At 55.4% G+C, this 22,533-nt stretch carries 23 protein-coding genes; 10 read left to right on the top strand and 13 right to left on the bottom strand.

Annotated elements, in window-relative coordinates:
- The first annotated feature begins 74 nt into the window (after window positions 1-74).
- The 3 genes from gatB (at window position 75) to ACR0KN_RS19045 (ending at window position 3,508) form a co-directional block, all read left to right on the top strand.
- Entirely contained in the window at window positions 75-1,586 is a 1,512-nt protein-coding gene (gene gatB / locus ACR0KN_RS19055; protein ID WP_480655775.1) for an Asp-tRNA(Asn)/Glu-tRNA(Gln) amidotransferase subunit GatB, read from the top strand.
- Window positions 1,587-1,738: 152 nt separating this feature from the next.
- Window positions 1,739-2,977 (top strand): peptidase T, encoded by a 1,239-nt coding sequence (gene pepT, locus ACR0KN_RS19050; RefSeq protein ID WP_480655773.1) that lies wholly within the window; start codon window positions 1,739-1,741, stop codon window positions 2,975-2,977.
- A 99-nt stretch (window positions 2,978-3,076) separates the two neighbouring features.
- Window positions 3,077-3,508, top strand: coding sequence for a DUF4177 domain-containing protein (locus tag ACR0KN_RS19045; RefSeq protein ID WP_480655771.1), 432 nt, complete (start codon window positions 3,077-3,079; stop codon window positions 3,506-3,508).
- A gap of 1,121 nt (window positions 3,509-4,629) precedes the next feature.
- On the opposite strand, the gene ACR0KN_RS19040 is transcribed toward ACR0KN_RS19045, so the two are convergent.
- Genes ACR0KN_RS19040 through ACR0KN_RS19015 form a run of 6 tightly spaced genes read right to left on the bottom strand, consistent with a single transcriptional unit; the run spans window position 4,630 to window position 10,294 of the window.
- A complete protein-coding gene (locus ACR0KN_RS19040; protein WP_480655769.1) occupies window positions 4,630-5,424 on the bottom strand; it encodes a metallophosphoesterase in 795 nt (264 codons plus the stop codon).
- Between the two features lie 2 nt (window positions 5,425-5,426).
- A complete protein-coding gene (locus ACR0KN_RS19035; RefSeq protein WP_170352096.1) occupies window positions 5,427-6,236 on the bottom strand; it encodes a carbohydrate ABC transporter permease in 810 nt (269 codons plus the stop codon).
- Window positions 6,233-7,126, bottom strand: a complete 894-nt coding sequence (locus ACR0KN_RS19030; protein ID WP_117872581.1) for a carbohydrate ABC transporter permease — start codon at window positions 7,124-7,126, stop codon at window positions 6,233-6,235. The genes ACR0KN_RS19035 and ACR0KN_RS19030 overlap by 4 nt, the downstream gene beginning before the upstream one ends.
- Before the next feature lie 59 nt (window positions 7,127-7,185).
- A complete protein-coding gene (locus tag ACR0KN_RS19025; RefSeq protein WP_170547373.1) occupies window positions 7,186-8,442 on the bottom strand; it encodes an ABC transporter substrate-binding protein in 1,257 nt (418 codons plus the stop codon).
- A gap of 56 nt (window positions 8,443-8,498) precedes the next feature.
- Window positions 8,499-9,515 (bottom strand): ABC transporter ATP-binding protein, encoded by a 1,017-nt coding sequence (locus ACR0KN_RS19020; protein WP_480655767.1) that lies wholly within the window; start codon window positions 9,513-9,515, stop codon window positions 8,499-8,501.
- 2 nt (window positions 9,516-9,517) lie between these two features.
- Window positions 9,518-10,294: a DeoR/GlpR family DNA-binding transcription regulator gene (locus ACR0KN_RS19015; protein ID WP_480655765.1), complete on the bottom strand. Its 777-nt coding sequence runs from the start codon at window positions 10,292-10,294 to the stop codon at window positions 9,518-9,520.
- A gap of 268 nt (window positions 10,295-10,562) precedes the next feature.
- Here ACR0KN_RS19015 and ACR0KN_RS19010 point away from each other — a divergent pair, with 268 nt between their 5' ends.
- Entirely contained in the window at window positions 10,563-11,447 is an 885-nt protein-coding gene (locus ACR0KN_RS19010) for an HAD-IIA family hydrolase (RefSeq protein WP_480563360.1), read from the top strand.
- Window positions 11,448-11,611: 164 nt separating this feature from the next.
- Here ACR0KN_RS19010 and ACR0KN_RS19005 read toward each other — a convergent pair whose 3' ends face one another.
- Together ACR0KN_RS19005 and ACR0KN_RS19000 are read right to left on the bottom strand one after the other, a co-directional pair.
- Window positions 11,612-11,779 (bottom strand): hypothetical protein, encoded by a 168-nt coding sequence (locus tag ACR0KN_RS19005; RefSeq protein ID WP_170547365.1) that lies wholly within the window; start codon window positions 11,777-11,779, stop codon window positions 11,612-11,614.
- 108 nt (window positions 11,780-11,887) lie between these two features.
- Window positions 11,888-12,247: a winged helix-turn-helix transcriptional regulator gene (locus ACR0KN_RS19000; RefSeq protein ID WP_170547363.1), complete on the bottom strand. Its 360-nt coding sequence runs from the start codon at window positions 12,245-12,247 to the stop codon at window positions 11,888-11,890.
- 111 nt (window positions 12,248-12,358) lie between these two features.
- Between ACR0KN_RS19000 and ACR0KN_RS18995 the strand changes: the two genes are divergently transcribed.
- Together ACR0KN_RS18995 and hchA are read left to right on the top strand one after the other, a co-directional pair.
- Window positions 12,359-13,015: a nitroreductase family protein gene (locus tag ACR0KN_RS18995; protein WP_170547361.1), complete on the top strand. Its 657-nt coding sequence runs from the start codon at window positions 12,359-12,361 to the stop codon at window positions 13,013-13,015.
- Between the two features lie 16 nt (window positions 13,016-13,031).
- Complete coding sequence (gene hchA / locus ACR0KN_RS18990; RefSeq protein WP_480655762.1) at window positions 13,032-13,892, top strand: glyoxalase III HchA; 861 nt, start codon at window positions 13,032-13,034, stop codon at window positions 13,890-13,892.
- An 84-nt stretch (window positions 13,893-13,976) separates the two neighbouring features.
- Here the strand turns inward: hchA and ACR0KN_RS18985 are convergent, their stop codons facing one another.
- From ACR0KN_RS18985 to ACR0KN_RS18970, 4 genes are read right to left on the bottom strand one after another with little or no spacing between them, the layout of a single operon-like run.
- On the bottom strand, window positions 13,977-14,759 hold the full coding sequence (locus tag ACR0KN_RS18985) for an arginine deiminase family protein (protein ID WP_058276078.1): 783 nt from the start codon (window positions 14,757-14,759) through the stop codon (window positions 13,977-13,979).
- Window positions 14,760-14,762: 3 nt separating this feature from the next.
- Window positions 14,763-16,367, bottom strand: a complete 1,605-nt coding sequence (locus ACR0KN_RS18980) for a 5-guanidino-2-oxopentanoate decarboxylase (RefSeq protein WP_170547355.1) — start codon at window positions 16,365-16,367, stop codon at window positions 14,763-14,765.
- Window positions 16,364-17,548 (bottom strand): pyridoxal phosphate-dependent aminotransferase, encoded by a 1,185-nt coding sequence (locus ACR0KN_RS18975; RefSeq protein ID WP_480655760.1) that lies wholly within the window; start codon window positions 17,546-17,548, stop codon window positions 16,364-16,366. The genes ACR0KN_RS18980 and ACR0KN_RS18975 overlap by 4 nt, the downstream gene beginning before the upstream one ends.
- Complete coding sequence (locus ACR0KN_RS18970; protein ID WP_480607079.1) at window positions 17,545-18,192, bottom strand: TetR/AcrR family transcriptional regulator; 648 nt, start codon at window positions 18,190-18,192, stop codon at window positions 17,545-17,547. Before ACR0KN_RS18970 ends, ACR0KN_RS18975 begins: the two co-directional genes overlap by 4 nt.
- A gap of 93 nt (window positions 18,193-18,285) precedes the next feature.
- Between ACR0KN_RS18970 and ACR0KN_RS18965 the strand changes: the two genes are divergently transcribed.
- The 4 genes from ACR0KN_RS18965 to ACR0KN_RS18950 are packed head-to-tail and all read left to right on the top strand — an operon-like array spanning window position 18,286 to window position 21,400.
- Entirely contained in the window at window positions 18,286-19,083 is a 798-nt protein-coding gene (locus tag ACR0KN_RS18965) for an ABC transporter ATP-binding protein (protein ID WP_480655758.1), read from the top strand.
- Window positions 19,084-19,121: 38 nt separating this feature from the next.
- Window positions 19,122-19,886: a transporter substrate-binding domain-containing protein gene (locus ACR0KN_RS18960; protein WP_480655756.1), complete on the top strand. Its 765-nt coding sequence runs from the start codon at window positions 19,122-19,124 to the stop codon at window positions 19,884-19,886.
- 9 nt (window positions 19,887-19,895) lie between these two features.
- Window positions 19,896-20,642, top strand: coding sequence for an ABC transporter permease (locus tag ACR0KN_RS18955; protein WP_480655754.1), 747 nt, complete (start codon window positions 19,896-19,898; stop codon window positions 20,640-20,642).
- Window positions 20,639-21,400 (top strand): ABC transporter permease subunit, encoded by a 762-nt coding sequence (locus ACR0KN_RS18950; RefSeq protein ID WP_170547330.1) that lies wholly within the window; start codon window positions 20,639-20,641, stop codon window positions 21,398-21,400. The genes ACR0KN_RS18955 and ACR0KN_RS18950 overlap by 4 nt, the downstream gene beginning before the upstream one ends.
- Before the next feature lie 55 nt (window positions 21,401-21,455).
- Here ACR0KN_RS18950 and ACR0KN_RS18945 read toward each other — a convergent pair whose 3' ends face one another.
- A complete protein-coding gene (locus ACR0KN_RS18945; RefSeq protein ID WP_480655752.1) occupies window positions 21,456-22,163 on the bottom strand; it encodes an IS6 family transposase in 708 nt (235 codons plus the stop codon).
- Window positions 22,164-22,533 lie beyond the last annotated feature (370 nt).

The raw sequence follows: 22,533 nt of genomic DNA, 5'->3' as shown, positions 1-22,533 counted from the left end.
GCCATTGCCCCTTGCCCCTTTGGCGCGCCGGGCCTAATACGCAGGCTTAGACTTCTGCGGAAATGAGGCGCGCCATGCTCGACCTGACATACGAAATGCCCAAACCCAAAACCATTGCCGGGGCCAAGCACGATTGGGAACTGGTGATCGGGATGGAGGTGCACGCTCAGGTCTCATCCAATGCCAAGCTGTTCTCGGGCGCGTCGACCCAATTCGGGGCCGAGCCGAATTCGAACGTGGCGTTTGTGGACGCCGCGATGCCCGGCATGCTGCCGGTGATCAACGAATATTGCGTCGAACAGGCGGTGCGCACCGGGCTTGGTCTAAAGGCGGATATCAACCTGAAATCGGCGTTTGACCGCAAGAACTATTTCTATCCTGACCTGCCGCAGGGCTACCAGATTTCCCAGCTTTATCAGCCTATTGTGGGTGAAGGGGAAGTTCTGGTCGAGATGGGTGACGGCACTGCACGCATGGTACGGATCGAACGCATCCACATGGAGCAGGACGCGGGCAAATCGATCCACGACATGGATCCGCATATGTCCTTTGTCGACCTGAACCGAACTGGTGTCTGCCTGATGGAGATCGTTTCGCGTCCCGATATTCGCGGACCGGAAGAGGCTGCCGCCTACATCGCCAAGTTACGTCAGATCATGCGTTATCTCGGCACCTGCGACGGCAACATGCAGAACGGCAACTTGCGGGCGGACGTGAACGTCTCGATCTGTTTGCCGGGTGCGTATGAGAAGTATCAGGAAACACAGGACTTTTCGCATCTAGGCACACGCTGCGAGATCAAGAACATGAACTCGATGCGCTTTATCCAGCAAGCGATTGAGGTCGAGGCGCGTCGTCAGATCGCCATCGTTGAAGGCGGCGGCACGATTGATCAGGAAACGCGCCTGTATGATCCGGATAAGGGTGAGACACGCTCGATGCGGTCTAAAGAAGAGGCGCATGACTATCGCTATTTCCCCGATCCTGACTTGCTACCGCTGGAGATCGAACAAGCGTGGGTCGACGACATCGCAGCCAAGCTACCGGAGCTGCCTGACGATAAAAAATCTCGTTTTATCAGCGAGTTCAGCCTGACCGACTACGACGCTTCGGTCTTGACCGCTGAGGTGGAGTCAGCGGCCTATTTCGAAGAGGTCGCCAAGGGGCGCAGCGGCAAGCTGGCTGCAAACTGGGTGATCAACGAGCTGTTTGGCCGGTTGAAGAAAGAAGACCATGACATCACCGAGTCGCCGGTGTCTCCCGCTCAGTTGGCGGGAATCATTGATCTGATTTCGTCGGATGCAATCTCGGGCAAGATCGCCAAGGATCTGTTCGAGATTGTCTATACCGAAGGCGGCGATCCAGCGCAGATTGTCGAAGAGCGCGGTATGAAGCAGGTGACCGATACCGGCGCCATCGAGGCTGCTTTGGACGAGATCATCGCCGCCAATCCGGCGCAAGTTGAGAAGGCCAAGGTGAACCCTAAATTGGCGGGCTGGTTCGTCGGTCAGGTGATGAAGGCCACCGGCGGCAAGGCCAATCCGAAGGCCGTTAACGAATTGGTCAGCAAGAAGCTGGGTTCGTAAATCTTCCGAGTTGAACAAACCCCGCACAGGGGTTTGTTGAGCTTGTGCATAACGAAAAGTTAATTTCAGGCTGCTCAAAACGGGCAGGCCTTCAGCTTGACTCCCCGACCGAATGGGCATTCTTCTTCCCGCAACGCGGAGAGGAAGCAGACATGAAAAATCGGTTTGATCAGGAACTGGAAACCCGGCTGGTACGCTACGCAGCCATCGACAGTCAGAGCGATGAGACCTCGCCCTCGACCCCCAGCACCGAAATCCAGTTCGACATGCTAAACCTGCTGCGGCAAGAGCTGACCGAGATCGGTGCGCAGGATGTCGAGATGACCGGTGACAGCGTTGTCGTGGCAACCATCCCCGGCACGGCCGACGGACCGACGATCGGTTTTCTCGCGCATGTGGACACCGCGCCCCAGTTCAACGCAACCGGGGTCAAGCCGCGGGTGATCAAAGGGTATAATGGTGGCGAGATTACCTTCCCCGATGATCCCGATCTGGTGCTGTCACCCGAAGAACATCCTTATCTGACCGAGAAGATCGGGCATGATCTGATCACCGCCTCGGGCACCACCCTGTTGGGGGCTGATGATAAGGCAGGCGTTTCGATCCTGATGACGATGGCGAGGCACTTGCTGGAGAACAATGACATCCCCCACGGTCCGATTCGCATCGCCTTTACCCCGGATGAAGAAATCGGGCGCGGCGTTACCGAACAGCTACCCAAGGATCTGGGCGCGGATTTCGCCTATACGCTGGACGGACAGGAACTGGGTGAGATCGAACACGAAAGCTTCTCGGCGGATCGAGCCGTGATCAAGATCACCGGCGTGTCGATCCACCCCGGTTTGGCCAAGGACAAAATGGTAAACGCGGCGCATCTGGCGGCAAAGATCGTGCAGACACTGCCTCAGGCGACGATGACACCCGAGGTGACGGATGGGCGTCAGGGGTTCATCCATGTCACCGATATGAATGGCGGTTCGTCCGAGATGGAGATCAAGCTGATCCTGCGCGATTTCGAAATGGATGCGTTGGAAGCCCAGCGCGAAATTGTCCGTCAGGTCTGTGCTGCCGTTCAGGGCACCGAACCGCGCGCGACCATCACCTGCGACATCTCCCATCAATACCGCAACATGCGCTATTGGCTGGAAAAGGACATGACCCCTGTCGATCTGGCGCGCGAGGCCTGCCGTGAACAAGGGATCGAGCCCGTTTCAGTGCCGATCCGAGGTGGCACCGATGGCTCGCGCCTAACTGAATTCGGCACACCCACGCCCAACATATTTACGGGCATGCAGTGTATTCATGGTCCGCTGGAGTGGATCTCGGTACAGGACATGGCGATCGCAACCGAAACCTGTCTGTCGCTTGTGGGCAAAGCCGCGCGGAGCTAATGCCACAGTGCGGGCCGAAATTCGCCAATGCGTGATCTTGGCTTTCACCCGCCTGTCAAAATGTTAATTTGCCCGGGGTTACGCAATTAGGACGAGTTGATGCAGCGCTACGAATATAAAGTTGTCCCCGCTCCGCAAAAGGGAACCAAGGCAAAGGGCGTGAAAACGCCCGAGGGCCGGTTCGCCACCTCAATTGAGCAGTTGTTGAACCAGCTGGGCCAAGAGGGTTGGGAATATCAGCGCGCAGAATTGCTGCCCAGCGAGGAACGCACAGGTTTGACGGGTTCAACCACCAACTGGCGAAATGTGCTGGTATTTCGCAGGGCGCTTGCAACGGATGAGCCGGATTCGAAAAACCCGGTTGAAGAAGGCGCCACCCCGACCGCGCGCCCGGTTCCCGGACCTGACGATGGACTGACAGAACCTCCGGCCGCCCCTGCCCCGATCTCAGAAGAGCCGGAAGACCCGCCATTGTCGCTGAAGCCCTCGGATGAAACGGCAGAAAAAGACCAGACCGAGCCTTCGCGCTAGCGTGGCTTCGCGATTCTAATTGGCTGGCTTGCATTGAATGTGATCAGCTCTACCAATGATATTTGTGCGCGATCAGGATATCCGAATGGTTCTGACTGAAGACCCGTTAACTGTTAATCATTGGTTCCCGGCGACATAAGTCAATCTCTGGCCGCTTTCTTGAGCTTTGCACGAAGGGCTTTTCTTGCGAGTTCTAGAGTTCCATCCTCGCCGTCCGGAAGCCTTTTTCGCTCCCTCCAAAAACCAACATGAGATGATTGGAGCTAAAATCATCATAGCAAATAATACTAGGTATTCGCTATCTGCTGGCCCGTTCTCAAAAACCTCCCAACCTATCAATGAAAGTAGAAAGAGGTTTGCTGCCCAGGCGAGTGTTTTCATATTTATGTTCTCTTCGTTTTATAGTTCCGGAATATCGAACTTGTGGAATGAGGTTGCAGATTTTGATCCAACGACTTGTCCAATCCGGGCGCTGTTGTAAACAACCCACAAGAGAAGTCTACCAATGGAGTGCGAGTTTTCTGGATGTTAAATATAACCCTCGCACAAAAAACAGGACACGCCGTCACAATGATTGTGACACTTGGGCGGTGATCGACCCGGCATGAGACGCAACCGTCCCGAATTTTGTGACGCTGAGACGGGAAACGGTCCGAACGGCGTCACAACAAACAGGACACATATACATCTAGCCATAGTGCAGAAACAAATAAGCACGAGCTAATTTCGATGAATGTTAAGCAGAGGTTCGGTTGGGACCTGTGTTGACAGTTGACCTATGAGTCAGCGTTTTCTGCTTTCCCCATTCTCGGAGACGATCAGGCCCGTCTGAATGTCAAAACCGAGTTCATACCAAGCTTCCCCACGCGCAGTCTTTCCCCGTGCGGGACTATGCGCATACCAATCAATCATTGCTGCTATGACGCATGTCGCCTTTCCCGTCGACCGACGCAACGACGCAACCAAAGCCGCTGCTGGCTTCCAAAGGCTCTCTCAAAACCGGTGCGCACAAGGCGAACAGCCCAGATCAGAAGGGCCGCAGCAGCCAAATTCAAAACAATAATTATGGGTGAGCTATCCATCATCACCGAGTCATTGGTTTCCTGGCCAATCCGGCCACTTCAGAATGAATACGGTCCCTCGGCAGCGTCAAGCGAAACAGCGCTCCATATACCGCTCTTTCCGGTCTCGAGAACTGCGCAGCCCGTAGGTCCAGAAAAAAAACCAACTGGAGCCACCGCGCGTCGGTCCAGTGCAAATCCGCTGCAAAGGCCCGGCGCTGTCATGGCAACGTGACCGCCAACGCGACCAATGTGAACGCCGTGGACATGCCCAGCCAAAACCGTGATCTCTCCAGAGTGCACTGCAAGAATTTCTGCCAGATCGGAATGGTTCTCCAATCCGATAACATCCATGAAATCAATTCCGGTGCTAAATGGCGGATGATGCAACATAACGACAATCGGCCCGTCAGACCCAGAAAGCTCCCGCTCCAAAAAATTAAGACTTTCCGCGCGCAGCCTACCACCGCCCTGTCCTTCAACCAGCGTGTCAAGCCCGATAACACGGGTATCGCCCACTGTGTCCGCCCAATCAATAAGCCCGTCTGTCGGCATGATGTCCAAACCTGAAAAGGCCTTTTGCATTGGCCTGCGCGCATCATGATTTCCAGGAACAACATAAATCGGCAGGTCAAACCGCTCCAGTTGCGCGCGCGCGAAATCATAACTGTCCGGGTTGCCATCTTCGCTGACGTCACCAGTGACCAGAACCGCGTCGAGCGGGCCAAGAGCTTCGCCTTTTTCGATCAATCGGTCGATGACCCCAATCAGGATCGCGCGGGTATCAAGCACGCCTGAACACAAATCGCCGCGCGATACCGCGTGCAAGTCACTTAGATGAAGAAATGTCGCCACGACTATTTAATCCCCGCGCGCAGGAAGGCCTGAACGAATTGACGCTGGAACACGAGGAACGCGATCAACAATGGCGCAACGGACATCATCGTTGCTGCCGAAATGACGCTTATGTCCACACCATTTTCCGGTGCGCCAAAGATCGACAGGCCAACCGTCAGCGGTCGTGTGTCGGGCGAGTTGGTCACGATGAGCGGCCAGAGGAAGTTGTTCCAGTGGGTCGATACCGACACCAACGCATAAGCAAGATATGTCGGGCGCGCCAAGGGCACATAGACTCGCCAAAGAATTCCGAACCAGCCGCAGCCTTCGACGCGCGCTGCCTCATGCAGTTCAATAGGAACGCCCTTAAACGCCTGCCGCATTAGGAAAATGCCAAAGGCAGAGGCCATATAGGGCATTCCGACGCCAAGAATCGTGTCAAACAATCCGAGGCGTGACACCATTGCATAGTTTTCCACGATCAACACCTCGGGCAGAATGAAAAGTTGCATCAACACGAGGATGAACACGAAATCCCGACCCGGAAACTGGACCTGGGCAAAGGCAAATCCTGCCAGCGTCGTGACAAAGAACTGACCAATAAGGATCACCGTCACCAAAAGGAAGGTGTTAAGGAAATAGCGTAGCCACGGCGCCCCCTCCCAAGCGGTGCGGAAATTGTCCAGCGTCCATGGCGACGTGATGTTAAAGTTGACCGCGTCAGAGGTGCTGTGGAAAGCCGCCCAAAAGGCAAAGACCAGCGGGGAAATCCAGATCACGGCCAACAACAGTGCGCCAAAGGATTCGATATGCCTGGAAAATCCGCTCATTGGTAATGGGTCCGTTTGTCGAGAATGGTGAATTTGACGCCCGCAACCACGCCAAGCACGACAAGCACCAGGATGGTCATTGCCGCTGCGTGGGGCGCATCAAAGAAGGCAAAGGCCATTTCCCAGATGTAATAAAGGATAAGCTTGGAGGCGTCGTTGGGCCCGCCCTTGGTCAGGATGAACAAATGATCGATCAATTTCACAGAGTTGATCAACGCATTGACCATGATAAATAGCGTCGTCGGCATCAACAACGGCAGCACGATCCGGCGCGTATAGGTCCAGCGGCTGGCGCCTTCAATGTCGGCAGCTTCCTTGAGGTCCTCAGGGATCGTCTGCAAGGCCGCCAGATAGAAGATCATGAAAAACCCAGCCTCTTTCCAGATCGTCACGATGATTACAGCCCACAGCGCAGTTTCAGGCTGTCCCAGCCAGTTGATTGAGGGAAGGCCAAACAGACCGCCGATCTGGTCAAGCACACCCAATCCGGGAGTATAAAAAAACAGCCAAAGATTTGCCGCTGCGATCATTGGCAGGACCGTGGGCGTGAAATAGGCGGTGCGTACAAACCCGCGAGCCGGGATCTTTGAGTTCGCCCAAAGCGCCATCGAAAGCGCAATTGCAATAGAAATAGGGATGGTCGCGCCCGCATAGATCAAGTTGTTCACAACAACTTTCCAAAAGGTTGGGTCGGCAAACAGGTCAGCATAGTTCTCACCGCCGACAAATTCGCTGGGGCGTCTTCTGGTTTCTCGGCTGAACAAGCTCGACCACAAGGTCGCAAGCGAAGGATAAAATGCAAACGTCGTCAGCAGAATTGCCGCTGGTGACAACAGGATCCAACCGTAGATGGCCTGTCGACGACGCTCGATGTTCACATGCTCTGCCATATAGCGACCCTCAAGGTTGGGTGCGTCGGGCATCTCTGCCCGACGCCAGGGAGTTGAGGTTACTGGTAATCACGCAGCAGGCGCACAGCCGCGGTCTGGGCTTCCCCCAGCGCGTCTTCAGCCGATTTTGTGCCGGTCAAAGCCGCCTGAATTGCGTTGTTCAGACCCTCACGCACGCGTGCGGTTTCAAAGGTCGAGAATTCGGCAACAGCGTTTTCCAGTTGGTTTCGGGCAACGAGAGCGGGTGGGAACTCTTCTGTATAGGATTTAAGCGCCTCGGTTTCATACGCTGCCGGAGACACGCCCATATAGCCGGTCGCGATGGACCACGCTGCCGCTTGCTCGGGCGAGGTCATGAATTCGATCAGCTTCATGGCCGCCGCGCGCTCTTCGTCCGATGTCTCCTTGAAAACATAGAAGTTGCCGCCGCCGGTAGGCGAACCCAGCCGCACATTGGCCGGAAGCTCGGCGACGCCAAAGTCAAAACTGGCGTTGTTCTTAACAGCCGTAAGGTTGCCGGTCGAATGCCACATCATCGAGGTCTGACCTTCGAGGAACGCCTGCCGCAGGGTACCCCATTCAACGGTGCCAGTGGGCATGATGCCATGCTCCTGCGACAGCGACTGCCAGAATTCCAACGTATCGACAACGGTTTCGTCATCGAAATAGGTGGTCAGGCCGTCATCGGACATCACCTCCTTGCCGTTCTGGATCGCCAACGCCTGGAACATCCAATAGGGATAGCCTGTCGATGGGATCATCAGGCCATAGGTTTCGTCGTTGGTCAGTGCCTTGCCCATGCTGATCAGCTCGTCCCAGGTCTTGGGCGGCGCCTCAGGGTCAAGACCTGCCGCACGAAACTGGTCCTTGTTGTAATAGGCAACGATAGTTGAACGCTGGAAAGGAATGCCCCAGGTTTTGCCCTCGATCCGGCCATTGGCCATCAATGCCGGATAAAAGCTGTCTAGCCAGTCCGGGTTAACCCCGTCGATATCTTCGTAGGCAACGATCAGATCCTGCTCTATCAGATCATAGGCATCGATCGAGAACATCACCGCCAGCTGAGCCGGTTCACCCGATGCAAGTGCGGACAAGGCACGCACGCGCGTGTCGTCATAGTTGCCTGAATAGATCGCGTTGACCTTGATGTCAGGGTTGGCAGCTTCAAAATCGGCAACGATGCCATCCACTACCTCGGTCAGCGCGCCGCCAACCGCGATAGGATAATACATTGTTAGTTCCGTCTCTGCCGCCGCCGCTGATGCCAGCGCGGTGGCCGAGACGACAGCTAAACTTATCTTCTTAATAACGTTCATTTTTTCCTCCCAGTGATGACAGTTATTCTTGTCTTTCCAAAGTTCAGTTGCTTGACCTACCCGGCCAGTCGCTTGCCCATGTCGTCAAAGAAATGCAGGTCTTCATCGGCAAAGCTGATCTCCAAATCTTCTCCTGGCGGGATATGTTTCAGTCCCGGCATGGACACGGTCAAACCATTGGCAGCAGGATGTGACAGACCAATGAATGTCTCGGAACCCAGGAATTCGCATTCCGATACTTTACAAGTCAGCCTGCCCTTGCCCGATTCCACCACCTTCACCGCTTCGGCGCGAAGGCCAATTGTCGTGGCGCGCTCAAATCCCGGTACACCTTCGGACTTGATCAGCGCCATGGGTGGCGCACCGACAAACTCGGCGACAAAGGTGTTAGCAGGCTTGTAGTAAAGTTCTTCCGGTGAACCTGTCTGCTGGATATGGCCGTCTTTCATCAGCACGACCATATCGGCCATGCTCATCGCTTCGGTCTGGTCATGCGTGACGTAAACCACGGTGATGCCCAAATCGACCTGAAGTTTTTTGATGTCCTTGCGCACAGAGGCGCGCAGCTTGGCATCAAGGTTCGAAAGCGGCTCATCCATCAGGCACAGCGGCTGGTTTGCCACGATCGCACGTGCAAGCGCCACACGCTGGCGCTGACCACCCGACAATTCCCCCGGCTTACGCTGCTCATAGCCCAGCAAGCCAGTGATCTCGAGCGCCCGGGTCAGTTTCTCGCGCCGTTCCGCCGCGACGACTTTTCGTACCTTGAGGCCAAAAACAACGTTTTCCGCGACACTCAGATGCGGGAACAATGCATAAGACTGGAACACCATCGACAGATTGCGTTCTGCAGGGGCAGAAGTAGTGATGTCACGCCCGTCAATGACGATCCGCCCCTCATCCGGCAATTCTAGTCCCGACAGCAATCTCAGCGTCGTTGACTTGCCGCAGCCCGACGGGCCAAGCAGCGCTACGAACGAACCACGCGGGATCGAAAGATTAATATTCTCGACGCCAAGCTGCCCATTCCAGCGCTTAGCAATATTGTCGACGTGAACAAACGGTTCTGCCATATTCAGCGCTCTCCTTGTGAGTAAGTAATGGCTTCGCCCAAACTGTCTGCGAGATCGGAAAATTCAGGGCCCGGAGGACGGTCGCACACGACAACGTCGACATCCGAGATGTTGCCGCCCAATGCTGGCGCAATGCGACCAAATTTACTGCTGTCTATTACGAGGATCGATTTGGCTGCGTGCTGCTGCATTCTCATTCTCACCCGAACCTCAGCTGGATGAAATTCTAACAACCCACCATCATGCGCCACACCGGCAACGCCAAATATTGCGAACTCGGCACGAAACCTGTCAAAGAAATCGGTAGCTTCTTCGCCGATAAAATCACGATCGGGCAGGCGCAGCTCGCCTCCTGGCAAAAGGATACGGTTTGAGATTTCATTACTCAGCGCCATCGCGGCACTCAGGTTGTTCGTGATGACCGTTAACTCCTGGTGGCCGGACAGTGCCTTAGCCACTTCGAGCGGAGTCGACCCAATTGAAAGGAACACGTTCGCCCCATTGGGGATCATGCTCGCAACAAGTTCGGAAACCGACCGTTTGCCACGTAAGTTCGTTCCGGCTCTCTGATCAAACGGGGTATTCAAACGGCTTTCAGCCAGCTCGATCCGCCCGTGCGCGCGTCGCAGGTTTTCGCCGTCGCACAAAATGTCCAGATCACGGCGGATGGTTTGCGTCGAGACCCCTAGCATTTCCGCTAAGGCCCCCACACTGACACCGCCACGCTCTTGCACGACCTGCTGGATTAAATCCCTCCGTCTGATCTTCTTTGACGCCATTTATCCCCCTTCAAGTTGCCAGAACCATATCACCAAAAAACAACAAAACAACATTTTTCAATCAAAGCCACATAGAACGTTGAAGGGTGACTTAATCGCAAGTGTCGAAAAATTATATTTTTCAAAGCTTTGCGCACAAAGCTTCAGAACTCGCTAGTGGCGACTTGCTAAAAATGTTGTTTTTTCTTCCATTTTGCTTTGTTGATGTTACATTCCGTATTGCGTCAAACCTGTCGGGGGCGCCCATCAAAAAAGGACATTTGGACACATGCTTGACGCCAACTCGATATTTTCGCGTTATCAGTCCATACGTCCCAGACTCCCAAAAGCAACATTCAACGCGGCCACTCTGGATATTGAGTCACTTCTGGATATTGGCAACGAAGTAGACGCCTTTGTTTTTGATGCTTTTGGCGTTCTAAATGTTGGCGAAACTCCGATTCCCGGAGCGGCAGCTCGTTTGAAAGAGCTCAGGGAGGGCGGACACCAGATTCGCATTCTTTCCAATGCTGCCAGCTATAATCACCAGGGCGCGACTGCCAAGTTTCAAAAACTCGGAATGCAAGTTGACGCAGATGAGATTGTAACCAGCCGCGATGCAGCCTTGGCAAACCTGAACGACGTTCTGTGGGGCTGCATCGCCTCTCCGTCTGACGATCTGACGGACATCTTATCCGAGACGATCAGGCTTGAGGCAGACCAGACAGACTTTGACCGCGCTGACGGTTTCTTGTTTCTCTCGACCGAAATCTGGCAACGATCTCAACAATCCATGCTTTGCGACAGCTTGTTGGCGAACCCGCGCCCAGTGGTGATCGCAAATGCTGATCTGGCAGCGCCACGAGACTTCGGATTCTCACTGGAGCCCGGTCACTACGGGCATTTGCTGGCAGATGAGGGCCTTCAAGACATCAAGTTCTTTGGCAAGCCATTTCCGGAAGTATTTGAAATGGTCGAAGCCACGCTTCCAGGAATTCCGCCCGAACGCATCGCGATGTGCGGTGACACTCTTCACACCGATATCCTCGGTGCAGCAGCACGGGGTTGGCGCACAGTCCTTGTCGCGCAAGATGGAGTGTTTTCGGGGCTGGATACTCGCACTTTTTGCGAGCAATCGAGCTTGACACCGAGCTGGCGCCTACTTCGCATATAGAAAACATCGTGATGCTCCCACTTTTGGCGAAGTATCAGACCGAAAACTAGCCTTGGTTCGAACGGTGACTAAGTGCCTATTCTCACGATTTCGCAAAGCTGGTTTACTGCGCGCTGCCGACATTGATGCACGTGGCAGCAATTTGCACTTTGGGCTCATAGCGCTCATTCACTGCACTCGGCATGAGCATCCGCTTTGCGAACTTTGCCGTTCCAGGTGTTTGCTAACGCAGCATCCACTCGCAGGTGCGGCGCACCCATCGCTGCGTCGCACTCGACGTCGCTGGACCGGTCAGTGAAAGCCAGTCTGAGGGCGGAATTCAGACCGTCCATTCGCGGCAACCGGGGTCGGCCATTGAGGTGCGGATAAAGGGGCAATTCGCTGCGGGAGCTTTAATGTCTCCTATCAAAAAACAGTGGTTCTCGGGAAATTGTCTGGCTTTAGTCAGACTTGTCATACGCTTCCCGTGCGGCATCAATCTCGCTCAAGTGTTCCAATGCCCAATAGCCTAAGGCGCTGACCGGCTCGCGAAACGACTGCCCCATCTGAGTCAGATTATATTCGACCTTGGGCGGGATCGTTGGATATTGGGTCCGGTTCACAAGCCCATCACGTTCCAACTCCTTCAGCGTCAAGCTCAGCATACGCTGCGAAATGCCTAGGTTTCGCTTGATCTCGTTGAAGCGCATGGTTCCGTATTGAGCCAGCGAGATGACCACCAGAACGCTCCAACGGTCGCCCACTCGTGACAGGACCTCGTTGATACGCTTGCAATCGGGGCATTGTTTGTCGTCCAACATGGCAGTTCCCAATTTGTGACCAAGGGTCAAAAATGTGCCTTCTTGCGGCAAATATTAGTTCTCATTAGTTAGTCAGTCACAAATATATACTGATCATCTCGGGCTCTGACAATGGGATCAACAACCGTGACCGCAAAAACACTGAACGACCACCTGAACTGGCGCTACGCCACCAAGAAAATGGAAGCTGGCAAACCCGTTCCTCAAGACAAGGTCGATGCCATCGTCGAAGCTGTTCGCATGGCGCCGACGTCAAGCGGCACACAACCATTTGAGCTGATTGTGGTCACAAACTCCGATATCCGGGCAAAGATCGCCGAAGCGGCGTCAGGTCAGGCACAGATCAAAGATGGGTCGCACCTCTTGGTGTTTGCCGCTTGGGACAATTACACCGAAGACCGTATTGATACAGTCAAGCAATTGAATGTCGCGGCCCGAGGCGACCTGCCTCTGATACATGGCTACTACGACAATCTGAAAGCCAACTACTTGCCGCGCGAGGCCGAGTTGAACTATGCCCATGCAGCGCGTCAGGCTTATATCGCATTGGGCATTGCCCTCATTGCAGCCGCAGAACAAGAGGTCGACAGCACGCCGATGGAAGGGTTTGACCCCGATGCTGTTGACGAAATTCTTGGTCTTAGGGAACGTGGTCTTCGTTCCGTCGTTTTGATGCCATTGGGTTATCGCGAAGAGGCCAGCGATTGGCTGCTGCCGATGCCAAAGGTCCGCAAGTCGCGCGATGCAATCGTGACAGAAATCAAATGAGCCCGGACGGAATCACATGAGCTTTCTAAGAAATCTGTTCAAAGCAGCCCCTACGCCCACAGAGGACGGCGCCTTTCAGCCGTCACCCCTTGCCTTGAAACTCGCGACGGCATCCAAGACGGATTATGATGGCGGGGCCTATGACAACCCTTACAGAGGCGGTGACAAGCGCGTGCTTATGATCTGCACCGAAGAGCGCAACATGACCATGGCCAATGGCAAGAAATTTTCGACCGGGAACCACCCGGTCGAAATGGGCCTGCCGATGTTGCACCTGCTGGCCGCTGGTTTCCAGATCGACATTGTCACACCCACGAGCGCCCCTGCCATTATCGAAGACTGGGCCATGCCGCGCGAGGACGAAGCCGTTATGAAGCTGTATCGCGACTATGCCGATGCCTTTGCCAACCCCGGCAGCCTCGCCGATTTCGCGGCGAATACGATGACTGATGATGCACCTTACGTCGGGGTCTATCTGCCGGGTGGCCACGGGGCCATGCTGGGCCTGCCAGAGAACGAAGACCTGGGAAAACTTCTCCGGTGGGCGCACAAACAGGACCTTTTCACGCTGGCAATCTGCCACGGACCGGCCGCCCTGCTTGCTGCGGGCGATGGCCCATCGTTCATCTACAACGGTTACAAGATCGCGGCCTTTCCTGATGCGGTCGACAAACAAACGCCGATGATCGGCTACATGCCGGGCCATATGCCGTGGAAGTTCGGCGAAAAGCTGAACGCTCTGGGTGTGGAAATCATCAATTCCAAGGCCGACGCCACATGCCACATCGACCGCCGTCTCGTTTCGGGCGCAAGCCCCAAAGCGGCGAACGCATTTGGACGGTTGGCGGCAGAAGCGCTGTTGGAGGACGTGTGGTAGATGGAAACCGGTGCGGTGCGCATGCGGACAGCCTCGGCACTCCAGCTGAACTCGGTTATTATGCCTGATGATCCTTCGTTGCCATCAAAACCTCAGAGACAGGCATGACATGCCGCCATCCAACTTGGCGCAATCGGTGTTGTCGATTTGGACGACCTCATACCCAGCCTTGTCCAAAACATCTGCAGTGCGCGGGAAACCGGCCGCCATGAGCACCAGATTGTTGAAACGTATTGCATTGGCGGCCGCTTCTTCACCGTCGGCTACATGCAGAACCCGGTAACCTTTAAAGCACCCGGACGCATCCAATCGCTTGGTTGAAAGGATGGTCTCGGCATCCATCAGCGAACAATCTGTCTTGAAATGCAACACGCCTTCAGGCGTAAATACCTCGCGCAAAGCATGGCCCCACTCATTGGCGATTTCCGCCAGCTCGGCCACTCCTGCAGCGTCGGTTCGATCCGAGCGGCCGACCAGAATCTCCTTTCCGGTCACCAGGATGTCGCCTCCTTCGATATGGCCGGGACCTTTGATCTCGCGGACGTCGTTGTAACAGGCACGGATCGTCGACGATATCTCTGCCACCTCGCCTAGGCGGGAGGGCGCGCCAGGTCGCATCAGTATAGCACTTTGCGGTAGGCACAGCGCAGTGTCCTCGACGAACTGGGCGTCCGGGTACGCTTCAAGTGGATCAAGCTCGATGACTTCTGCTCCGGTGCTACGCAGAGCGCTTACATAGGCCGCATGCGCAGCCAGCATACCGTCCAGGCTAGGACTGCCGATGTCCTCGGCACGCAGGCCTTCTGCAACAGTCGAGGCGGGCTTGCGAGTTATGGCACGGGTAAATTCAAAGGTGGGATTTCGCATGATTCACTCCTGATCCGGACGGCGCCCCGCAATATCAATTTCCAGAATCGAGGGGCCATCTTGGGCATTGGCTTCCGTCAATGCAGCTGCAACAGCTATTGGGTTTTGCCGAACGCGCTTGTAGGGGACGCCAAACGAGGCTGCAGTGGCCGCAAAGTCAGGTGGGGTTGGGTCGCAACCGATCACCTCGACGCCCACGTCTTCCATGGAAGTAGCGATTTCGCCATAGCCATGATTGTTCCAAAGAACAAAGGTAATGCGCAGGTTTTGGTCCACTGCGGCCATGATCTCGGGCAGTGAGAATTGGGCACCTCCGTCTCCAGCGATGCAAATCACTGACGCCTCAGGGTCGGCAATCGCGGCACCGATGGCGGCCGGAATACCATAGCCAAGCGCTCCGTATCCAGTGGCCGCATTGAACCAACCGCCGGGACGGTCGTGGTCATAGTAGAGGTTGCCTGCATAAATCGGCTGAGTAGAGTCTCCTACAATAAGCGCATTCGGGACTGCTGCGCGTATGGCCACCAGAATCCCGACTTGAGCGCGGTAGTCCAAACCTATCTCTTCGAACGCCGCAGCGCGGGTTCTTTTCGCGCGGTCCATTCCATCTCGCTGGTTGGATTTTCCGGGCAATGCCGACAGCAACGACGAAATAGCCTGATCGGTGTCACCCTCTATGGCTATTGCGGCTTCGTGACGGGTCAGTTGATCCGGGCAAATATCCACTCGTATGAGCCCCGACATAGATGCCATACCTCCCGTGGCATACATATCATAGTCCGTTGGGCCCAACTCGGTTCCCAAGGCGAGGACGCAATCGGCATCTTCGATCAATGTCCGGACCGCTTTTAAGCTCGGACTAGCGGGGACGGTCAGTGGGTGCCCATGCATCAAACCGCGCGCATTTACGGTTTGTACGACAGGTGCATCGAGCCGCTCTGCCAGAGTTTGTAGATCTTCTCTGGTCATTTTCGCTCCGCCACCGGCCAAGATGACGACTTTTCGCGCGGCCGACAGCCGGTCAACAGCTTGTTGGACTAAGTCACTGTCCAGTGCCTGATGAGGATGATCTTTCGAAGGCAGCGCGCTTTCAGCAGCTAACCCTGCTATATCCAATGGGACTTGGATATGGGTGGGGCCCGGGCGTCCAGCGGAATAGGGTGCAAACGAGCGATCCAATGCAGCGGTCAGATCACCGGGCTGGTCCACATGTTCGGACACCAGCGCAACAGTCTTGGCGAGCGTGTGTTGGTTGGGCAGTTCATGCAAGTGTCCAAGACCCTTGTTTAGCGTGCTCTTCTCGTTGACGCCGGAAACCACCAGCATCGGAACGGAATCCGCCCGGGCCTGCGCCATCGGCGTCAGTGTATTTGTAAGGCCGGGTCCTGTAATCACAAAGGCAACGCCCGGCTTGCCTGAGACACGCGCATAGCCGTCAGCCATAAAACCTGCACCTTGCTCGTGCCTTGGGGTCACATGCTGAATGCCCGAGGCAGCAAGACCGCGGTAGAGCTCAACGGTGTGCACGCCGGGAATGCCAAACACACAAGACACGCCCCTTTGCTTCAACTCGGCGACCAGTGCCTCGCCCACTGTTTGGTTGGTCATGCGACATCCCGTTTGTTGAGGTTTGCATGGGCGACGATACGGTCTAGCGCAGTCGCGAAATGGCTGTCGTCGATGGTGAGGGCGACCCGAACCCAGTCCTTGAGGCTTTCACCAAAAGCAGAGCCAGGCATCACCGAAACGCCGTATTCCAGTAGGTCCCAGGCATAGGCGTCACCATTCATTCCGATGCCCGACACGTTGACCAGTGCGAACATGCCGGCATCCGGTTGGTGGACGGTCAGTGGCGTTTCACTATGAAGACGGTGCTCCAGAACAGAGGCACGGGCTGAAAAACGGGACGCCATACCTGCAGCAACCGAAGATCCGTCTCGCACAGCTTTTTCAGTCATGTCTGCGATGAAGGGCTGGTTGCCAAACAGCATCGTTTCCGAGACCGGCAGCAACGCTCTGCAAAACGCGGCGGGACCTACGCACCAACCGCTGCGAAACCCAGGGGCCGCGTGAGATTTGGAAATCGACGAGACCGCGATGACCCTATCGACCAGTTCAGGCTCCGAGAGCGGGGAAACAAATTTTGCCCCTTCAAACACCAGATGCTCATACACTTCGTCTGAGATGATCCAGAGGTCGTGCTTGATCGCAAGTTCGCCGATTTGCCGCACTTCTTCCGCAGTCAGGATTGCACCCGTAGGATTGTGCGGAGTTGTCAGAAGTATGGCGCGGCTGCGCGATGTGATACGGGCGGCGATGTCCTTGGCCTGCAATCGAAAGCCGTTTTCCGGGCGGAGCGGCACCGTTACTGGCTCGGCGCCGGATGCTCGGATAACGCCCTCGTATGTGGCATACATCGGGTCACCGACCAACACTTCGGAACCTGCTTCGGCAACGCCTTGCATCACCGTAAAAAGCGCGGTCTGCGTGCCGGGAAAACAGAGAATGTTCTCAGGCAAAAACTGCCGCCCGCGGCTTTGGGTGTACGATTCGGCTAAGGCTTCGCAAAGCCTGGCCTCTCCGCGGCCGTTGGAATATCCTGTACGGCCCGATTGCATCGCCAATGCTGCAGCGTCGCAGAGTTCTGACGGCGTTCTTACGTCTGGTTCGCCGATCGTCATTTCCACCAGATCTGCGCCTGCCTCGACCATTCCGCGCGCCTTCAGGTGTACTTCCCACTTGCCGCCGCCCAATCCGGCCAGCCGTTCGGTAATTGCTGTCAGCCTCATTGGGGCTCGCTCTCCTGTGTTAGATCCACATCGATAATGGCGGAAACGGATTGCAGCCCTATTTCCACCAGTTCACCTTGCTCAAAAGCATCGGGTAATGCGCCGCCCTCCAGCCACAGGCCGTCGATGACCGCGTTGCAAGCAATAGCCAATTGCCGCAACTGGACAGGGGCTGCCGAGCGGTTCGCTTCTTTCAGCGAGGCAGCGATCAGCCCTTCAAGCTGGTCCCGAAAGTAAGCGTATGTCCGTTCGTGCGTCGCCTTCATCTGCTGGTCCTGCTGCACCTTGTTCAGAAAACTGGCCCAAAGAGCGATAGCGCGGGGGTCGACAACCGGGGGCATCAACGACGCCTTCACGAAAGTTGCTAATCTGGCTTGGGCACTGGCCGCAGCATCGTTTGCAGGTGCGAATGTTTGATCGGTCATCGTGTTCATGTGGTGCTCATACGCGGCGACGATCAGCTCCTCCTTGGAGTTGAAATAATGTCGGATCAGCCCCTGCGTAACATCTGCGCGGTCTGCGATTCCCCGGACAGTGGCACCACGCACGCCTTGTTCGGCCACCAAATCAAGCGTCGCGAGAATCAGTGCATGCTGCCGGGATTCGGCCGACTCACGCTTAAATTTCTTGCGGTCTTCGCTCACGATCGGTCCTTTTTTGCGGATGCCATAATTATACACTTGCATAATTACTGTGCTCGCGGCTTACTGCAATCAGAAAGTTGGGGTCAAAGAAAAATGGACACAGCCGCCGCTGACGCAGTTGTTCAACTACCGGATACGCGCCGAGAGGCGATCCAAGTTGAAGATTTGCACAAGTCTTTTGGAAATCTCGAGGTGCTGAAAGGCGTGGACCTTACCGCGCACCAAGGTGATGTCGTGGCGATCATTGGTGGCTCGGGGTCTGGAAAATCGACCATGCTACGGTGCATCAACTTCCTTGAGACACCGACCTCCGGCAAAATCATAATCGGTGGCGAGGAAGTGGCGATGCGGGCAGATGGCAGCCCGGCGAGCCAGAAGCAGATCGAGCGAATTCGGACAAAACTGGCGATGGTGTTCCAACAGTTCAACCTATGGACCCACCGAACGCTTTTGGAGAATGTGATCGAGGTTCCGGTACATGTGTTGAAGGTACCAAAACCCGAGGCGATCGAACGAGCGCGCGAATTGCTGGTCAGAGTAGGTTTGGGCGGTAAAGAGGACACGTTTCCCGCTTATCTGTCCGGTGGCCAACAGCAGAGGGCAGCTATCGCCCGAGCGCTAGCGGTAGATCCTTCTGCCATGCTCTTTGACGAACCAACATCCGCTCTGGATCCAGAACTTGTGGGCGAAGTGCTGACGGTGATCCGCGATCTGGCTGCCGAAGGGCGTACTATGCTATTGGTCACCCATGAGATGAAGTTCGCGCGCGAAGTGGCGAACCATGTCGTCTACCTCTACCAAGGGCGTATTGAAGAGCAGGGACCACCTGCAGACCTCTTTGGAAATCCGCAATCAGAACGACTGAAGCAATTCCTCAGATCAGTCGGATAGCACCAATACACCAAATAAAACCAACCGGGAGACTCCTAATGAAATTGAAAGCACTTTTGACTGCAGCGACTGCCGCAGCCGTTCTAACTGCAGGCGCGGCCGCAGCTGAACAAGTTAAGATCGGTATCGCCGCCGAACCCTATCCCCCATTTGCGTCACCCGACAGCTCGGGCAATTGGGTCGGATGGGAGATCGAGGTGATCAATGCCGTCTGCGCCGCAGCCGAGCTTGACTGTGTAATCACCCCTGTCGCCTGGGACGGTATCATTCCGTCGCTGACCGGCCAGCAGATCGACGCGATCATGGCGTCGATGTCGATCACCGAAGAGCGGCTGAAAACCATCGACTTCAGTGATGCCTATTACAACACACCCGCAGTGATCGTGGCGGACAAGTCGATGAATATCGAGCCCACCGCAGAATCCCTTGCTGGCAAAATCATCGGGATCCAAGCCTCGACCATCCACCAAGCCTATGCCCAGGAATACTTCAAGGATTCAGAGCTGAAAGTCTATCAAACGCAGGATGAGGCCAACCAAGACCTTTTTGCCGGCCGCATCGATGCTACTCAGGCGGACAGCATTGCCATGGCGGATTTTGTGAATTCGGACAATGGCAGCTGTTGCGAAATCAAAGGTGCTGTCGAGGATGATCCGGCAATCTTGGGCCGTGGCGTCGGTGCAGGTGTGCGTAAGGGCGACACCGAACTTCTTGAAGCGCTCAACAAGGGGATCGCAGCGATCCTTGCCGATGGGACCCACGAGAAAATCACCGCGGGTTATTTCACCACCAGCATCTACTAAGGCGTTGCTGTGACCGGACTGTTAGAGACACTGGGCCTTGGCACCAGCATGGAGTTGCTGTCGCTGTCAAGCTGGGGTGGCAACCTGTTACGCGGGCTTGCCAATTCCCTGCAAATCGCCTTCGGCGCATTTGGAATGGGGCTGGTTATCGGGCTGTTCGGTGCCTATGGAAAACTCTACGGCGGGAAGGTCACGCGTGACCTTCTTGCCATCTACACAACAGTGATCAGGGCGGTGCCTGAACTGGTGCTGATCTTGATCCTGTATTATGTCGGCAGTGATATCATCAACAAAATCTCTGAGGCGGTCGGAGGCGGTCGGGTTGAGATCAACGGTGTAGCCGCCGGTATTTGGGTGCTGGGCGTTGTACAAGGGGCCTATGCCACCGAGGTTCTGCGAGGAGCCATAAAGGCGGTGCCGGTCGGGCAGATCGAGGCGGCAAAATCCTATGGAATGCCCGCTTTCATGATCATGCGTCGGGTGACCATTCCAGCAATGATGGGATTTGCGGTGCCGGGGCTGGCCAATCTGTGGCTTATCGCCACCAAAGACACAGCATTGCTCGCTGTCGTCGGGTTCAGTGAGTTGACACTGGAAACACGGCAGGCGGCAAGCAGTACTCGTGCCTACTTCACCTTCTTTTTGGCCGCAGGCTTCTTATACCTGGTGGTCACCCTTTTTTCAGGGGTCGTTTTTGCGCGCATCGAGAAATGGGCGCGGCGTGGTCAACCTTCGTTGAAGGGGGACTCGGCATGATCACCGTGAAAGCCCTTATGCAACCGCACCGTATCGTCATGATGCTGCTGTTTGCAGCGTTGGTGATCTGGTGTGCGTTCTCGCTGCGTTGGGATTGGATACCAAAATATGCCCCTTTGGCGTTGCAGGGTCTCTGGACAACAACCTGGCTCTTGGTGGTCACAACCGTATTAGGCTTTCTAATGGCTGTGCCTCTGGGATTGGCGCAGGCGGTGGGCCCATGGTACTTGGCCATGCCCGCCCGCGTGTTCTGCACGATAATTCGAGGCACACCGCTGCTGTTGCAGATCTGGTTGCTATACTACGGGCTTGGTTCGTTATTTCCGCAGTTTCCCTGGATACGGTCGTCTGAGCTTTGGCCCTACCTGCGTCAGGCTTGGCCCTACGCCGCCCTAGCGCTGACACTGTCCTTTGCAGGATACGAGGGCGAGGTCATGCGTGGCGCGTTCTCAGGTGTGGCAAAGGGCCAGTTGGAGGCTGCAAAATCTTTCGGGATGCCACGTTTCACAATGTTCCGCCGGATCTGGCTGCCCCAAGCCGTACGTAATGTTCTGCCAACTTTAGGTGGAGAAACCATCTTGCAACTCAAAGCAACGCCACTCGTAGCAACGATCACAGTGGTCGAGATATATGCGGTTTCGTCCCGGGTTCGAGCAGACACATTTATTGTCTATGAGCCCCTGCTATTGCTGGCATTGGTTTACATGGTCATTGCCGGTTTGATTGCATTGGCCTTCCGACGATTTGAAGAAGTTTGAAAGGTGCTGTCAGACGAATTCGAACTCGTCTCTGTTAGGCCAGTGAGGCTGTCCTTTATCCCGCGCCAAGTTCGCGCCACTCGGCAAGAGCGGCGGATCGTGTCAGCTTGAAGGTGTCTCGGCTGGCGAGCGATCTTTCCTGGTTGAAGTGGTTATAGACAGAGGAATGGACGGAGGCGAATTTCTGCAAACTTCGCATACGCCTGAAACGCTGCATGGCGCGTTCTCTTCGTCGGAGTGGCAGGTGTGAGTTCTCAACGCGGATGTTCAGCCACCTGCCCGTCGCTTGTTTGTCCAGCGCACCCAATTCTCTGAGCGCTGCTTTGCAGGACGCGAAGCGATCTGTGACGACCTCTTCAGCTTTGCCGTGCCGTTTCATCAATTTCCTAAGGAATTTCAGTGCTGCAGCCTTATTTCGGCGCTTCGTGACAACGGCTTCCAGCACCTCGCCTTCGTGATCAACAGCCCGCCACAGATAATGTCGCTTGCCATTTACCTTCACGAAAACCTCGTCGACGTGCCACTTCCATTTCGAGTATGCACGAAGTTGCTGAACACGCTTTCTTCGGATCTCTGCAGCAAACATCGGACCGAAGCGGTTCCACCAGTAGCGGACGGTTTCATGGCTGACATCGATCCCGCGCTCGTGCAGCAGATCTTCGACATTCCGAAGCGAGAGCGGAAACCGAATATACAGCATTACCGCCAGGCGGATGATCTCAGGACTGGTTTTGAAGTACTTGAAGGAGGCAGGTTTGGTCATTCCTAAATGCTATGCACCCGCCCTGCCCCGCTCAAGCAAAGTTCTTCTGACAAGACCGTATCCAGAACAGTAAAGGATCTGGTGGCCGGGTCCGGGCTGGATTTCCAAAGCCTGGGGACAAGGGAACTGAAGGGGCTATCTGAAGACTGGCAAGTCTACAAAGCTATCTAGTGACGCTTCCAACCATTTCTTTTCCAGCATGGAGCAGTCATAAACCAATACCTAATGTTGACTGCTGGACAGATTTTCGCCTGGTCAATATGAACGGCTGCTTTGGGCTCAAAGCTGATGGGGTGGATGGCTCCTGCTCCAACCGGCGTCGCGATGCGCCATATTGCAGGTGTCTATGTCTGCTTTCTGAGAGGAGCCA

Source organism: Ruegeria sp. AP7 (assembly GCF_056539905.1).
This window is presented reverse-complemented; position numbering and strand designations above follow the sequence as displayed.